Here is a 13,113-nt window from a genome sequence, read left to right as displayed (position 1 = left end):
CAATGGCTGGATCCAAGGCACACGACGATCACTCGAATGAGCTTCACGACGCTCACGCGCATGACGATCATCACGCACACAAGCAGACCTTCGCCGAACGTTGGCTGTTTTCGACGAATCACAAGGACATCGGCACGCTCTATCTGATCTTCGCGATCTTCGCGGGCGTGATCGGCTTCCTCCTCTCCGTTGCCATTCGCATGGAATTGCAGGAGCCCGGCATCCAGATCTTCAGCGGTCTGGCGTCGATGGTCTACGGCTTTTCGGGCGATGCCGCCATTGATGGCGGCAAGCAGATGTACAACGTCTTCGTCACCGCCCACGCGCTGATCATGATCTTCTTCATGGTCATGCCGGCGATGATCGGCGGCTTTGCCAACTGGATGGTGCCGATCATGATCGGCGCGCCCGATATGGCGTTCCCGCGCCTGAACAACATTTCGTTCTGGCTGCTCGTTCCGGCCTTCCTGCTGCTCATTCTCTCGATGTTCGTCGAAGGCCCGGCAGGCGCCTACGGCGCAGGCGGCGGCTGGACGATGTATGTGCCCTTGTCCGGCACCGTCGGCCATCCCGGCCCGGCGATCGATCTGGTCATCTTCGCGCTGCACATTGCCGGTGCCTCATCGATCCTCGGTGCGATCAACTTCATCACCACGATCCTGAACATGCGCGCTCCCGGCATGACGCTGCACAAGATGCCGCTGTTTGCCTGGTCGGTTCTGATCACCGCCTTCCTGCTGCTGCTGTCGCTCCCGGTTTTGGCTGGCGCCATCACCATGGTTCTGACGGACCGCAACTTCGGCACGACCTTCTTCGCGCCGGAAGGCGGCGGCGACCCGCTGCTCTATCAGCACCTCTTCTGGTTCTTTGGCCATCCGGAAGTCTACATCCTGATCCTGCCCGGTTTCGGCATGATCAGCCACATCATCTCGACCTTCTCGCGCAAGCCGATCTTCGGCTATCTCGGCATGGCCTACGCCATGGTCGCGATCGGCGCCGTCGGCTTCGTCGTCTGGGCCCACCACATGTACGTGACCGGCCTCTCGCTCGACACCCAGCGTTACTTCGTCTTCGCGACGATGGTCATCGCGGTTCCGACAGGCGTGAAGGTCTTCTCGTGGATCGCGACCATGTGGGGCGGTTCGATCCAGTTCCGCACGCCGATGATCTGGGCGCTCGGCTTCATCTTCCTGTTCACGCTCGGCGGCGTCACTGGCGTCCAGCTCGCCAATGCCGGCCTCGACCGCGAACTGCATGCGACCTATTACGTGGTGGCTCACTTCCACTACGTTCTGTCGCTCGGCGCCGTCTTTGCCATCTTCGCCGCCTGGTACTACTGGTTCCCGAAGATGACGGGCTACATGTACAATGAGCGGATCGGCAACTGGCACTTCTGGATCACCTTCATCGGTGTCAACATGGTGTTCTTCCCGCAGCACTTCCTGGGCCGTGCGGGCATGCCGCGCCGCTATATCGACTATCCGGATGCCTATGCCGGCTGGAACTTCGTATCCTCCATCGGCTCCTATGTCGCAGCCGTAGGCCTTTGCTTCTTCTTCTGGGGCGTTATAGATGCCTTCGTAAAGAAGCGCGTCGCAGGCGATAATCCCTGGGGCGATGGTGCGACCACGCTGGAATGGCAGCTGTCGTCGCCGCCGCCGCACCATCAGTGGGAAGAGCTGCCGCGCATCAAGTAGCTCATTTCCGGACGCCGTGATCAGCGGCGTCCGGCTCAACGGATAATTGGAAGAGAGAATGACGGTCATCGACAATCACGAAGCGCTCGCAAAGCAAGGCGAAACCGGCCTGTCGGAAGCGGGTGCGCGCGATTATTTCGAGCTTCTGAAGCCGCGCGTGATGTCGCTGGTCGTCTTTACTGCCTTCACCGGCCTGGTGCTGGCCCCCGGTCATATCAACCCCGTTCTCGGCTTCATTGCTATCCTCTGCATTGCGGTCGGTGCCGGTGCATCTGGTGCCTTGAACATGTGGTACGACGCCGATATCGACGCCGTCATGACCCGCACCAAGAGCCGGCCGATACCTTCAGGCCGTATCAATCCGTCGGAAGCCCTGGCCTTCGGCCTGGTGCTGTCAGGCTTCTCGGTGACGATCCTCGGTCTTGCAATCAATTGGCTTTCCGCCGGCATTCTTGCCTTCACCATTTTCTTCTATGCCGTCGTCTACACGATGTGGCTGAAGCGCTCGACGCCGCAAAACATCGTCATCGGCGGTGCAGCCGGCGCTTTCCCGCCCGTGATCGGCTGGGCCTGCGTGACCGGCAGCGTGCCGGTCGAGAGCATCGTGCTCTTCCTCATCATTTTCCTTTGGACGCCGGCCCATTTCTGGGCACTGGCGCTCTTCAAGATGGGTGATTACGAGGCCGTCGACGTGCCGATGCTGCCGAATGTCTCGGGTATCCAGACAACGAAGAATCAGATCGTCGTCTATGCGGTGTTGACCGCGATCGTCGGCGTCGTGCCGGCCTTCATGGGCTTTGCGAGCCTTGGCTATGGTATTGTTGCCGCGATCCTCGGCGTGATCTTCGTGCACTGTTCCATCGCCGTCTGGCGCATGGCCGATGGCGACGTGAAGATGGTGCCGGCAAAGAAGCTCTTCGGCTTCTCCATTTTCTATCTTTTCGCGATCTTTTCCGCGCTGCTGATCGACCGGCTCGTTACCGTTCTGATGTCGGGCAGCGGTGGAGGCTGGCTATGATCGAACTCGTCAAGCTGACCGAGGCGCAGAAGAAATCGCGGCGAGGGCGCAATATCGCGCTCGGGCTGGTGCTTGCCGGTCTGGTGGTGCTGTTTTACGCAATCACCATCATCAAGGTCGGTTCCGGACACGTTTGAGGAGGCGTCATGGAGGGGGAGGTCACAAAGAGCACGAGAAGCGGCGGCCGTAACAACGGCATGATCGTTGCCATGTGCCTGAGCTTCGTCGTCGGCATGAGCGCCATGTGCGCCGCTGCCGTGCCGCTCTATCGCATGTTCTGCCAGGTGACGGGCTATAACGGCACGACGCAGCGCGTCGAGCAGGTCTCGAACGTCATCCTCGACAAGCAGATCCAGGTTTCGTTCGACGCCAATGTCGCGCCGGGCCTGCCGTGGGATTTCAAGCCGCTGCAGAAGTCGGTGAACCCGAAGATCGGCGAGACGGTCGAGGTCAAGTTCCAGATCGAAAACAAGTCGGACAAGATGGAGCGCGGCCAGGCGATCTTCAATGTCACGCCGCTGGAAGCCGGGGTCTATTTCAACAAGGTCCAGTGTTTCTGCTTCAACGAGACGGATCTCGCGCCCGGCGAAAAGCGCGAGATGTCGGTGGTTTTCTATGTCGATCCTGAGATCACCAAGGCTGTGGAAACCAAGACGATCAATGCGCTGACACTGTCCTATACCTATTACCCACGGGAAGGCGTAAAGCCCGTGGCTTCCAATGACGGCAGTACGAAGCCGGTGGAAAAGAAACTTTGATGGAGAATGCTTCTCGGTTTGACCGGAAGCAATATGGGAAAAAGTTATTCGGGGATTGCTGATATGGCCGAGGCGCATCAGAGAAAACACGATTATCACATTATCGATCCCAGCCCGTGGCCGATCATTGCGGCCCTTGGGGCCTTCGTGATCACCTTCGGCGGCGTCTGCTTCATGCGCTACCTGAATGGCGGCGCGGTGCATCTGTTCGGGATCAATTTCGCGCAGCCCTGGCTGTTCTTCATCGGCCTCGCCGTGATCCTCTACGTCATGTATGGCTGGTGGGCCGACACGATCAAGGAGGCGCATGAGGGCGCGCATACCCGCGTCGTATCGCTGCATCTGCGCTACGGCATGATCATGTTCATCGCTTCCGAAGTGATGTTCTTCGTCGCCTGGTTCTGGGCCTATTTCGATGTCAGCCTGTTCCCGAACGAGGCGATCCAGGCGTCGCGCACGGCCTTCCTTGGCGGCCAGTTCCCGCCGAAAGGCGTTGAGGTTCTCGACCCCTGGCACCTGCCGATCTACAACACCATCATCCTGCTGCTGTCGGGCACGACCGTCACCTGGGCTCACCACGCGTTGCTGCATGGTGATCGCAAGGGCCTGATCCAGGGCCTGACGCTCACCGTTCTGCTCGGCGCTTTGTTCTCCTGCGTCCAGGCCTATGAATATGCCCATGCGCCGTTCGAGTTCAGAAACTCAATCTATGGCGCCACCTTCTTCATGGCGACCGGCTTCCACGGTTTCCACGTGTTGGTCGGCACGATCTTCCTGATCGTCTGCCTGGTCCGCGCCATCCGCGGCGATTTCACGCCGAAGCAGCATTTCGGCTTCGAAGCGGCCGCCTGGTACTGGCACTTCGTCGACGTGGTCTGGCTCTTCCTGTTCTTCTGCATTTATGTTTGGGGCAGCTGGGGCGCGCCGGTCGCGGCGGGCTGATCGGTATCGATCTCTGAAAACAAAAGGCGGGCGCTGGACGACCGCCTTTTATTTTTTGGCCTCAATCCCTTGAGGCAATCCTCTCGAATGCCGTCGGATGAGGCAGATCTTCAGCGAGCAATTGTCTGATTTGCTCGGCGCATGCCTTGGGGCTTTTCACCGACGTATCGACCTCCAGATCATAGATTCCGGGCCGATGTACCTGTTCCTGCCAGGCAATGACTGGCGCAGGGACAGTCATGCCAGCCTCGACCTTCACGTAAGTGCCCTGTCTTTCCGGCCCTTCGGCCAGCCGCCGCCCCATCACGACATCGAGTGGGCAGCGCACGCCGACGAACAGAACGGGCAGCCCCGTCAGCAGCCGGGCGCAATCAGCAAGAATGCCGAGCGGCTGCGAATAGCTTTCATGATGACCGAACTCGGCGACGACATTCAATCCCATGCGGCTATGTGCGGCGATGGAGGCATAGAGTGCGGCATAAAGGCGCGCAACCAGCGGCTCGAGATCAGGCCGCTCGCCGCCGGGACGCAAGCCGATGCCCGGACGGTAGCGTGGAGGCGTGATATGCCGCACATAGGCGTCGACGCCGAGATTCACCCACACGCCTTCAAAATCGGCCTGTATCGCCTCGACGATGCTGCTTTTTCCGGATCGCGGCGCACCGTTGAGAATGACGATCTGGCCAGCCGGCCGGCTTTCGCTGAATGGCATGAATTCGATCCCCTTTGCTTGTTTTGAGGCTGATGAGGAGGAGCTGAGAGCTTTTCGATTGGACGGATGCATGCTTCGCAGTTAGTTATAATGATAGGGGCGAGGTTCATGTGATCGCCCGCTATTTTAGGCTGATCGAGACAGAACTTTGAGCTCAGAGCAAGACAAGACGCCAAACGAGGCATCCCACAGCGACAGCGCCCTCTTTGCGCCCGTCGATCCCTTTAAGGTCGGCATACAGGGATGTTGCCCGCGTTGCGGCCAAGGCAAGCTCTTCGATGGATTATTGTCGCTGAAACCGCGCTGTGCGGCCTGCGATCTCGATTACGCCTTCGCGGATGCGGGCGATGGCCCGGCGGTCTTCGTCATCCTGATCGTCGGCTTTATCATTATCGGCTCGGTCCTGTGGATGCAGATCAACTATGCGCCGCCGATCTGGGTCTATATCGTGTTGTTCGCGCCGCTTACGATCATCCTTTCGCTTCTATCTTTACGCTGGTGCAAGGGCATCCTGATCGCCCTGCAATATCGCAACAACGCCGCCGAAGGGCGCGTCCATCGTGACTGAGTCCGCAGTGCCCGTGCGTCGCGCCAATCCCTTGTGGCAGATCGCCAAGGCACTGCTTCTTCTCGCGGCGCTCGTCATCCTCATCGGGCTTGGAACATGGCAGGTCGAGCGGCTACAATGGAAAGAGGGCCTGCTGGCTGACATCGCGGCCCGCAAGGACGCACCGGCTATGCCCTTGTCGGCGATCGAGACGATGGCGGCATCCGGCGGCGATATCGAATATCGCGTCGTAACCGCCACCGGCCATTACCTCAACGACAAGGAGCGGCATTTCCTCGCCACCTATGACGGCGATCCCGGCTACCACATCTATACGCCGCTGCAGCTGGGCGACGGTCGCTTTATCTTCGTCAATCGAGGCTTCGTTCCTACAGAGGCGAAGGACCCCGAAAAGCGCAAACAGGGTGAATTGACGGGCGAACAGACTGTCACCGGTCTTGCCCGCGCCAAACTTGCCGAGCGGCCAGACGGCATGCCGGACAATGATCTCGGCAAGAACATCTTCTTCTGGAAGGATCTGGATGCCATGGCTGCCAGCGTCGGCCTGCCGAAGGACAAGGTGCTGCCCTTCTTCATCGACGCCGACAAGACACCCAATCCAGGAGGGGCGCCGATCGGCGGCGTCACCATCATCGATCTGCCGAACAATCACCTGCAATATGCGGTGACCTGGTATGGCTTGGCGGTGGCGCTGGCAGCGATCGTCGCCATATCCTGGTGGCGCAAACGCCATCCGGACGCGCCCTCACAATAGAGGCCCCACAATAGAGACATGCAATAGAATAGCTTCATTTCGATGGAATATTCCGCTAGAGCATGATCCCAAAAAGTGCGCAGCGGTTTTTGGGATCATGCGGACTGAATGGAGCAGGCGGCAGGGCAGCCCTATCTATGGCTCGAGCCTCTGTCGCATTTCGGAAGAGATATGAACATAGCTGTTTCCAAACCTGACCTGACCATCCGGCTTTGCGGGCCGCGCGGCTTTTGCGCCGGCGTCGACCGCGCCATCCAGATCGTCGTTCTGGCGCTGAAGGCCTATGGCGCGCCGGTTTATGTCCGCCACGAGATCGTTCACAACCGCTATGTCGTCGAGGGGCTGGAAGCCAAGGGCGCCATCTTCGTCGAGGAGCTGGATGAAATCCCGGCCGAGCATCGCGCCCAGCCCGTCGTCTTCTCGGCGCATGGCGTGCCGAAATCTGTGCCGGCCGATGCCGATGCGCGCAATCTCTTCTATCTCGATGCCACCTGTCCGCTTGTCTCCAAGGTGCACAAGCAGGCCATGCGCCACAATCGCCTTGGCCGCCACGTCGTCCTGATCGGCCATGCCGGCCACCCGGAAGTGATCGGTACTATGGGCCAGCTGCCGGAAGGTGCCGTGTCGCTGATCGAGACGGTGGAGGATGCCGACGTCTACCAGCCTGATGATCCCGACAATCTCGGCTTCGTCACGCAGACGACGCTCTCTGTTGACGATACCGCCGGCGTCATCGCGCGGCTGCAGGAGCGTTTCCCCAATCTGACAGCACCGGCTGCCGACTCGATCTGCTATGCCACAACCAACCGCCAGGAAGTGGTAAAGGAGGCGGCGCCGGGCTGCGATCTCTTCATCGTCGTCGGTGCGCCGAATTCGTCGAATTCCAAGCGCCTCGTCGAAGTGGCGCTGAGGGCAGGGGCGAAGAAATCCGTTCTCGTCCAGCGCGCCGCCGAGATCGATTGGGACGATATCGGCGATATCAAGACCGTTGGCCTCTCGGCTGGTGCATCTGCGCCAGAAGTCATCGTCAACGAGATTATCGAAGCTTTCCGCGCCCGCTATAATGCTGTGGTGGAACTCGCTGAAACTGTGAAGGAAACCGAGAATTTCCTCGTCAATCGCGAGCTTCGCAGTATAGAGCTGACGACAGCAGACATGGCTTTCGTCAACGGCGAATAGCCGACCTAAGGCGCTCAAGTTCGGGACTGTTTCGTGGCCGTTTATACCGATATTACCGAAGACGATTTGAAGTGGTTCCTGACCGAATATGATGTCGGTGAATTGCTCTCCTACAAGGGCATTGCCGAAGGCGTCGAGAATTCGAACTTCCTGCTGCATACGAGCCGCGATCCGCTGATCCTGACGCTTTATGAGAAGCGCGTCGACAAGGGCGATCTGCCGTTCTTCCTGGGGCTGATGCAGCATCTGGCGAGCCGCGGCCTGTCCTGCCCGCTACCCCTGCCGCGCCGTGACGGTGCCTTGCTCGGTCATCTCTCCGGGCGTCCTGCCGCCCTGATCTCCTTCCTCGAGGGCATGTGGCTGCGCAAGCCCGAGGCACATCACTGCCGCGAAGTCGGCAAAGCGCTGGCCGCTATGCATATTGCCGGTGAGGGTTTCGAGATCCGCCGCCCGAACGCGCTGTCGCTTGAGGGCTGGCAAGCGCTCTGGGAAAAATCAGAGGCCCGCGCCGACGAAGTCGAGGCCGGCCTGCAGGGTGAGATCCGCGGCGAACTCGATTTCCTTGGAAAGCATTGGCCGAAGGGTCTGTCCGAAGGCGTCATCCACGCCGATCTTTTCCCGGACAATGTCTTCTTCCTCGGCGACACCCTGTCCGGCTTGATCGATTTCTATTTCGCCTGCAACGATCAGCTCGCCTACGATGTCGCGATCTGCCTGAATGCCTGGTGCTTCGAGAAAGATCACGCCTACAACATCACCAAGGGAATGGCGCTGCTTGAGGGATATCAGAGCGTGCGGCCGTTGAGCGAGGCTGAAATCGCCGCCCTGCCGACGCTGGCCCGCGGCTCGGCGTTGCGCTTCTTCCTGACACGTCTCTACGACTGGCTGACGACCCCCGCCGGCGCTCTCGTCACCAAGAAAGATCCGATCGAATATCTGCGCAAGCTGCGCTTCCACCGCCAGATTGCCGCGGCCGCCGAATATGGGCTGAAGGCATGAAGCACGTCGATATTTTTACCGACGGCGCCTGCTCCGGCAATCCCGGCCCCGGCGGCTGGGGCGCGGTGCTTCGTTACGGCGAGGTGGAAAAGGAACTCTCCGGCGGCGAGGCAGAGACGACCAACAACCGTATGGAGCTGATGGCCGCGATCTCGGCACTCGGTGCCCTGAAGAGCCCATGCGAGGTCGATCTCTATACTGACAGCGTCTACGTCAAGGACGGCATCACCAAGTGGATCTTCGGCTGGAAGAAGAACGGCTGGAAGACCGCAGACAAGAAGCCGGTGAAGAATGCCGAGCTCTGGCAGGCGCTGGATGAGGCCTATAACAGACACAAGGTGACGCTGCACTGGGTCAAGGGGCATGCGGGACACCCGGAGAATGAACGGGCCGACGAGCTGGCGCGCAACGGCATGGAGCCTTTCAAGAGGAATTAGCTCGTCGGCAATAAACTCGGACTAGCCGCGTCACATAGAGCTCGATCACGCCAAGATGTGATTGAGAGCGCTTCTCACTCTTGGCTTTTCGGCTGTGGAGAGCGGCAGGATCGGGCGCGGCGGATCGATCCGGCAAAGATCGAGCGCTTCGGCAATCGCGTACATGACGCGGAAGCTGCCGAACTCCTTGAACAGGCTCCATAGTGGCTGGAACTTTTGATCAAGCCGCTCCGTTTCGGCGATGTCGCCGGCTTGGGCAGCCCGTGTGAGCGCCAGCGCTTGGACGGGCAGAAGGCCGGCAACGACGCTGCACCAGGCGTCGCCGCCGGCCAGTAGGGCGGCCGCTGCTCCCCAATCGCCGCTATAGCCGATGGCGAAACCCTTTGACGTTTCCTGGCGCAGGCGTCCTATCTCTCCCTTGAAATCGCCATCTTGCGGCAGAGGCATCTTCACCGCCACGATGTTCGCCACCTTTGCCAGCCGTACAATCAGCCGATCGCTGAATGTGAATTTCGTTGTGCCGGGATTGTTGTAGATGCAGAGCGGCAGCTCGCCGGCCTCCGCGACGGCTGCGAAGTGCTGGTAGACCTCTTCCTCCGTGAGTGGAGTATAGGATACCGGGGCCAGCAGTAGCCCATCCGCGCCGGCCGACTTGGCATCACGCGCCAATGCCTGCGCTTCGTCGGTCCGCAGCGCTCCGACACCGACGATGACCGGGATCTTGCCGCCGACACTTGTCATCGCCGCCTGTACTGCCCGCCGGCGCTCGTCGCGTGACAGAAAGGCGTAACCGCCCGTACTGCCGAGCAACCCGATGGAATCCGCGCCCGCCCGTTGAATGCGTTCAAGCAGGTGGGTGAGAGCTGCAACATCCACGCGTCCGGAAGCGTCGGTCGGAGTAATTGGAAAGGCCGAAAGTCCTGTAAAGAGCGTCACAATTGTTTTCCTTCTCTGTCAGGCCATGAGCAGCGGTAGCGGTCGAAAAACAGAACCTGAAATCGTCCTATGCTGAGTACCGTGTAGCTGTCGATGGAATATGTTGTAAAATCATACTCCGCTCAGCAACTTTGTGGCGATCATCCACATGGTAAGCGCGATGAGCGTTTCCAGAACGCGCCAGGAGGCGGGCTTCGCGAAGATCGGCCTTAGCCATCGCGCGCCAAAGCCAAGCGAAAAGAAGAACAGGAAAGAGCCGGTCATGGCCCCCGCCGCAAATGAAGCCTCGTTTCCCGGAAATCGGGTCGAGATCGTGCCGAGCAGCGCGACGGTATCGAGATAGACGTGCGGGTTGAGCCAGGTGAGCGCCAGGCACATGGCAAGCGTCTGCCGGAAGCTCGATGATTTCGCTTCTCCGGCGGCCAGCACCGCGGAGGAACGAAAGGCGGAGTAGAGGCTCCTGGCTCCGTACCAGATGAGGAAGGCTGCCCCGGCATAGCGCATGACAGGATCGAGCCAGGGCAACAGCGCCGAGATCTGGCGGAAGCTCGTCACCCCGAGGATGATGAGCGCGGCATCGGAGAGCGCGCATGCAAGGCAGACTGCGAATACATGCTCGTTGCGAAGGCCTTGACGCAGGACGAAGGCATTTTGCGCGCCGATCGCGACAATCAGGCTGAGCCCCATCATCAGGCCCGTCATATAGATCGAAAAATTCATCCTAGCCGAAATGCTCCAAAACCAATGAGCATTTCCGGTATCGGCATAAGAAGATTTAGGCTAGTTAATGTTGCTAACCCTGATTAAGAAAAACTAATCAATGCTCGATTATTCTGCTCTCCGTGCCGTCTCTATGGTCGTCCAGACAGGCAGCTTCGAAAAGGCGGCGGCCCTTCTCAATGTCACACCTTCGGCCGTCTCGCAGCGGGTGAAGCAGCTGGAAGAACGCCTGGGCATCGTCCTGATCGTCAGGGGCAATCCCTGCACAGCAACGGAGAAGGGCGAATGGCTCTGCCGCCATATGGAGAATGTCGGCATGCTCGAAGACGAGCTTTTCGGACGTTTGCCGGCACTTATCGATCCCGAGGAGCCCAAGCAAAGGGTTACGCTTCACATTGCCACGAATGCCGACAGTCTCGGGACGTGGTTCGTGGAAGCCATATCGGGTTTTGCCAGACGCTCCCCCTATCTGCTGAATATTGCCATCGACGATCAGGATCATACCGCCGAATGGCTGCAGCGCGGCCGGGTCATCGCCGCCGTCACCGGCTTGGAGAAGCCGATCCAGGGATGCCGGCGCATGTCCCTCGGCGCCCTCCGCTACCATGCGACGGCAAGCCCGGATTTCGTTGCCCGGCATTTTGCACAGGGCGTTACCCCGCAAGCGATCCGGAATGCGCCGGCCCTGACCTTCAACCAGAAGGACAGGCTTCAAGGCCGATGGATACGTCAGACATTCGGAGAGGATTTTGCCTATCCGAGCCATTGGCTGCCGTCGACGCAGGGTTTCGTCGATGCCAGCCTTGCAGGCATGGGATGGGGCATGAATCCCATTCAGCTTGTGCGGGAGCATCTGGAGGCTGGGCGCTTGGTGGAACTGATCCCCGACACGCCGCTGGACATTCCATTATATTGGCAAGTGAATCGTCTCGCAGCCGACCGGCTTGCCGAGCTGACGCGCGAGATCACAGCGGCAGCCAAAGCTCATCTGTCAGCATGAGCAATGCTTCTAAACACCTTGCCATTCGCCTCGCTGCCGGAACGCAATGTTCGCGAATTGGTGCCTTGCCCGGCTGTCCTTTCCCTCTATGCTGCCCCCGACTTCCAGGGAGATTGTTTTATGATCCTGCATTGCGTTTTTCTTAGACTCAAATCCGCCCTGACACAGGATGAGAAGACCGCGCTCTTCGACTCTGTCGTCGCCTTGCAGAAGGTCATTCCGGGCATTGTCGATGTGAAATATGGGCCAAACGTATCGCCCGAAGGCTTGCATGGCGGCTTCGCCGATGGATTTGCCGTCACCTTCGAGAGTGTGGAGGCGCGTGATGCCTATCTCATCCATCCCGAACATGTGGCTGTCGGCGAACGCATCGTTTCCTCCACCGACGGCGGTCTGGCCGGCCTAATGGTTTTTGATTTCAATCTTTGAAATAGCCGCCAGGATCCGGCCGCAGACGGGGTAAGCCTGCGACCGGATCCGGTCGATCAGCTCGATTTCGCCATCGCAGCGGCGAGCTGGTCAACGTTATAACGGAACATTTTTTCGTAAGTCGAAGCCGGCCCGTTGGCCTTTGACAGCGATTCGACATAGAGCTCGCCGCCCGGCTCGGCGCCGGTTGCCTTGGCGACCTGCTTGACGAGGCGCGGATCGTTCGAATTCTCGAAGAAATAGGTCTTCACATGCTCGGTCTTGATCTGCTCGATCAGCTTGGCGACGTCGGCGGCCGACGCCTCCGTCTCCGTCGAAACGCCGAGCGGCGAGAGGAAGTTGACCTTGTATTCGCGGCCGAAATAGCCAAAGGCGTCGTGGCTGGTCAGCACCTTGCGGCGATCGTCCGGGATCTTGTCGAACTTGCCGTGCGCATAGGCGTCAAGCTCCGTCAGCACCTTCGTATAGCGCTCGGCATTGGCCTTGAAGTCGGCGGCGTCAGCCGGATCGGCGGCGGAAAGAGCCTTTTCGATATTGGCGACCCAGACCTTCACATTGACCGGGCTATTCCAGACATGCGGATCGGTGACGGTCTTGCCATCGTCGACCATGGTGCGGGTGTTGACGCCTTCGGAGGTGACAACGGGCGTTCCCTTGTAGCCGGACGCGGTAATCAGCCGGTCCATCCAGCCTTCCAGGCCTTCGCCGCTGACGAAGACGACCTTGGCGGCATTCAACGTCTTGGCATCGGCTGGCGAGGGCTCGAATTCATGGGGGTCGCCATTCGGGCCGACGAGGCTCGACACCTTCACATGATTGCCGCCGACCTGCTTGACGACATCGGCAAGCACGGTGAAGGACGCAACGACATTGAGTGTCTCGGCGGAGGCTGGTGCAGCGACGCCGAAGGCGACGAAGGCTGCCGCGGCGGCTGAGAGAAGCAGTCTCTGTTTGTTCATGTGGG

Annotated in this window: 16 protein-coding genes; 12 read left to right on the top strand and 4 right to left on the bottom strand. The window is 59.7% G+C overall.

Annotated features, from left to right (window positions below):
* The first annotated feature begins 2 nt into the window (after window positions 1-2).
* The 5 genes from ctaD (at window position 3) to JJQ51_RS05540 (ending at window position 4,415) form a co-directional block, all read left to right on the top strand.
* Window positions 3-1,697 carry a cytochrome c oxidase subunit I gene (gene ctaD, locus JJQ51_RS05560; protein ID WP_113353906.1) on the top strand — a complete coding sequence of 565 codons (1,695 nt, stop codon included), beginning with the start codon at window positions 3-5 and terminating at the stop codon, window positions 1,695-1,697.
* 58 nt (window positions 1,698-1,755) lie between these two features.
* A complete protein-coding gene (locus tag JJQ51_RS05555; protein WP_113353907.1) occupies window positions 1,756-2,715 on the top strand; it encodes a heme o synthase in 960 nt (319 codons plus the stop codon).
* The gene (locus JJQ51_RS05550; protein WP_015339051.1) at window positions 2,712-2,852 is read left to right on the top strand and encodes a hypothetical protein; all 141 of its coding nucleotides are present in this window, start codon (window positions 2,712-2,714) and stop codon (window positions 2,850-2,852) included. Before JJQ51_RS05555 ends, JJQ51_RS05550 begins: the two co-directional genes overlap by 4 nt.
* Window positions 2,853-2,861: 9 nt before the next feature.
* A complete protein-coding gene (locus JJQ51_RS05545) occupies window positions 2,862-3,473 on the top strand; it encodes a cytochrome c oxidase assembly protein (protein ID WP_113331972.1) in 612 nt (203 codons plus the stop codon).
* Window positions 3,474-3,536: 63 nt separating this feature from the next.
* Window positions 3,537-4,415: a cytochrome c oxidase subunit 3 gene (locus JJQ51_RS05540; protein ID WP_113331971.1), complete on the top strand. Its 879-nt coding sequence runs from the start codon at window positions 3,537-3,539 to the stop codon at window positions 4,413-4,415.
* A 61-nt stretch (window positions 4,416-4,476) separates the two neighbouring features.
* On the opposite strand, the gene JJQ51_RS05535 is transcribed toward JJQ51_RS05540, so the two are convergent.
* Complete coding sequence (locus JJQ51_RS05535; protein WP_152093603.1) at window positions 4,477-5,127, bottom strand: chloramphenicol phosphotransferase CPT family protein; 651 nt, start codon at window positions 5,125-5,127, stop codon at window positions 4,477-4,479.
* Between the two features lie 148 nt (window positions 5,128-5,275).
* Between JJQ51_RS05535 and JJQ51_RS05530 the strand changes: the two genes are divergently transcribed.
* The 5 genes from JJQ51_RS05530 (at window position 5,276) to rnhA (ending at window position 9,064) form a co-directional block, all read left to right on the top strand.
* Window positions 5,276-5,695, top strand: coding sequence for a DUF983 domain-containing protein (locus JJQ51_RS05530; RefSeq protein ID WP_069613871.1), 420 nt, complete (start codon window positions 5,276-5,278; stop codon window positions 5,693-5,695).
* Window positions 5,688-6,449, top strand: coding sequence for an SURF1 family protein (locus tag JJQ51_RS05525; RefSeq protein ID WP_173002496.1), 762 nt, complete (start codon window positions 5,688-5,690; stop codon window positions 6,447-6,449). Before JJQ51_RS05530 ends, JJQ51_RS05525 begins: the two co-directional genes overlap by 8 nt.
* A 171-nt stretch (window positions 6,450-6,620) precedes the next feature.
* Window positions 6,621-7,628 (top strand): 4-hydroxy-3-methylbut-2-enyl diphosphate reductase, encoded by a 1,008-nt coding sequence (gene ispH, locus JJQ51_RS05520; RefSeq protein ID WP_112722479.1) that lies wholly within the window; start codon window positions 6,621-6,623, stop codon window positions 7,626-7,628.
* Between the two features lie 33 nt (window positions 7,629-7,661).
* Window positions 7,662-8,627, top strand: a complete 966-nt coding sequence (locus JJQ51_RS05515) for a homoserine kinase (RefSeq protein ID WP_113353910.1) — start codon at window positions 7,662-7,664, stop codon at window positions 8,625-8,627.
* A complete protein-coding gene (rnhA, locus tag JJQ51_RS05510; RefSeq protein ID WP_269244406.1) occupies window positions 8,624-9,064 on the top strand; it encodes a ribonuclease HI in 441 nt (146 codons plus the stop codon). The genes JJQ51_RS05515 and rnhA overlap by 4 nt, the downstream gene beginning before the upstream one ends.
* 45 nt (window positions 9,065-9,109) lie before the next feature.
* Here rnhA and JJQ51_RS05505 read toward each other — a convergent pair whose 3' ends face one another.
* Together JJQ51_RS05505 and JJQ51_RS05500 are read right to left on the bottom strand one after the other, a co-directional pair.
* On the bottom strand, window positions 9,110-10,000 hold the full coding sequence (locus JJQ51_RS05505; RefSeq protein WP_152095971.1) for a dihydrodipicolinate synthase family protein: 891 nt from the start codon (window positions 9,998-10,000) through the stop codon (window positions 9,110-9,112).
* Window positions 10,001-10,111: 111 nt separating this feature from the next.
* On the bottom strand, window positions 10,112-10,720 hold the full coding sequence (locus tag JJQ51_RS05500) for a LysE/ArgO family amino acid transporter (protein ID WP_152093601.1): 609 nt from the start codon (window positions 10,718-10,720) through the stop codon (window positions 10,112-10,114).
* A gap of 100 nt (window positions 10,721-10,820) precedes the next feature.
* Here JJQ51_RS05500 and JJQ51_RS05495 point away from each other — a divergent pair, with 100 nt between their 5' ends.
* Together JJQ51_RS05495 and JJQ51_RS05490 are read left to right on the top strand one after the other, a co-directional pair.
* Window positions 10,821-11,720, top strand: a complete 900-nt coding sequence (locus JJQ51_RS05495) for a LysR family transcriptional regulator ArgP (protein WP_152093600.1) — start codon at window positions 10,821-10,823, stop codon at window positions 11,718-11,720.
* A gap of 120 nt (window positions 11,721-11,840) precedes the next feature.
* A complete protein-coding gene (locus JJQ51_RS05490; protein WP_113331963.1) occupies window positions 11,841-12,149 on the top strand; it encodes a Dabb family protein in 309 nt (102 codons plus the stop codon).
* A 56-nt stretch (window positions 12,150-12,205) separates the two neighbouring features.
* Here JJQ51_RS05490 and JJQ51_RS05485 read toward each other — a convergent pair whose 3' ends face one another.
* Window positions 12,206-13,108, bottom strand: coding sequence for a metal ABC transporter solute-binding protein, Zn/Mn family (locus JJQ51_RS05485; RefSeq protein ID WP_113353915.1), 903 nt, complete (start codon window positions 13,106-13,108; stop codon window positions 12,206-12,208).
* Between the last annotated feature and the right edge of the window lie 5 nt (window positions 13,109-13,113).

Source organism: Rhizobium sp. AG207R (assembly GCF_027109195.1).
Classification (GTDB): domain Bacteria; phylum Pseudomonadota; class Alphaproteobacteria; order Rhizobiales; family Rhizobiaceae; genus Rhizobium; species Rhizobium dioscoreae.
Note: the sequence above shows the minus strand (reverse complement) of the source record. Positions and strands in the feature narration are given on the sequence as shown.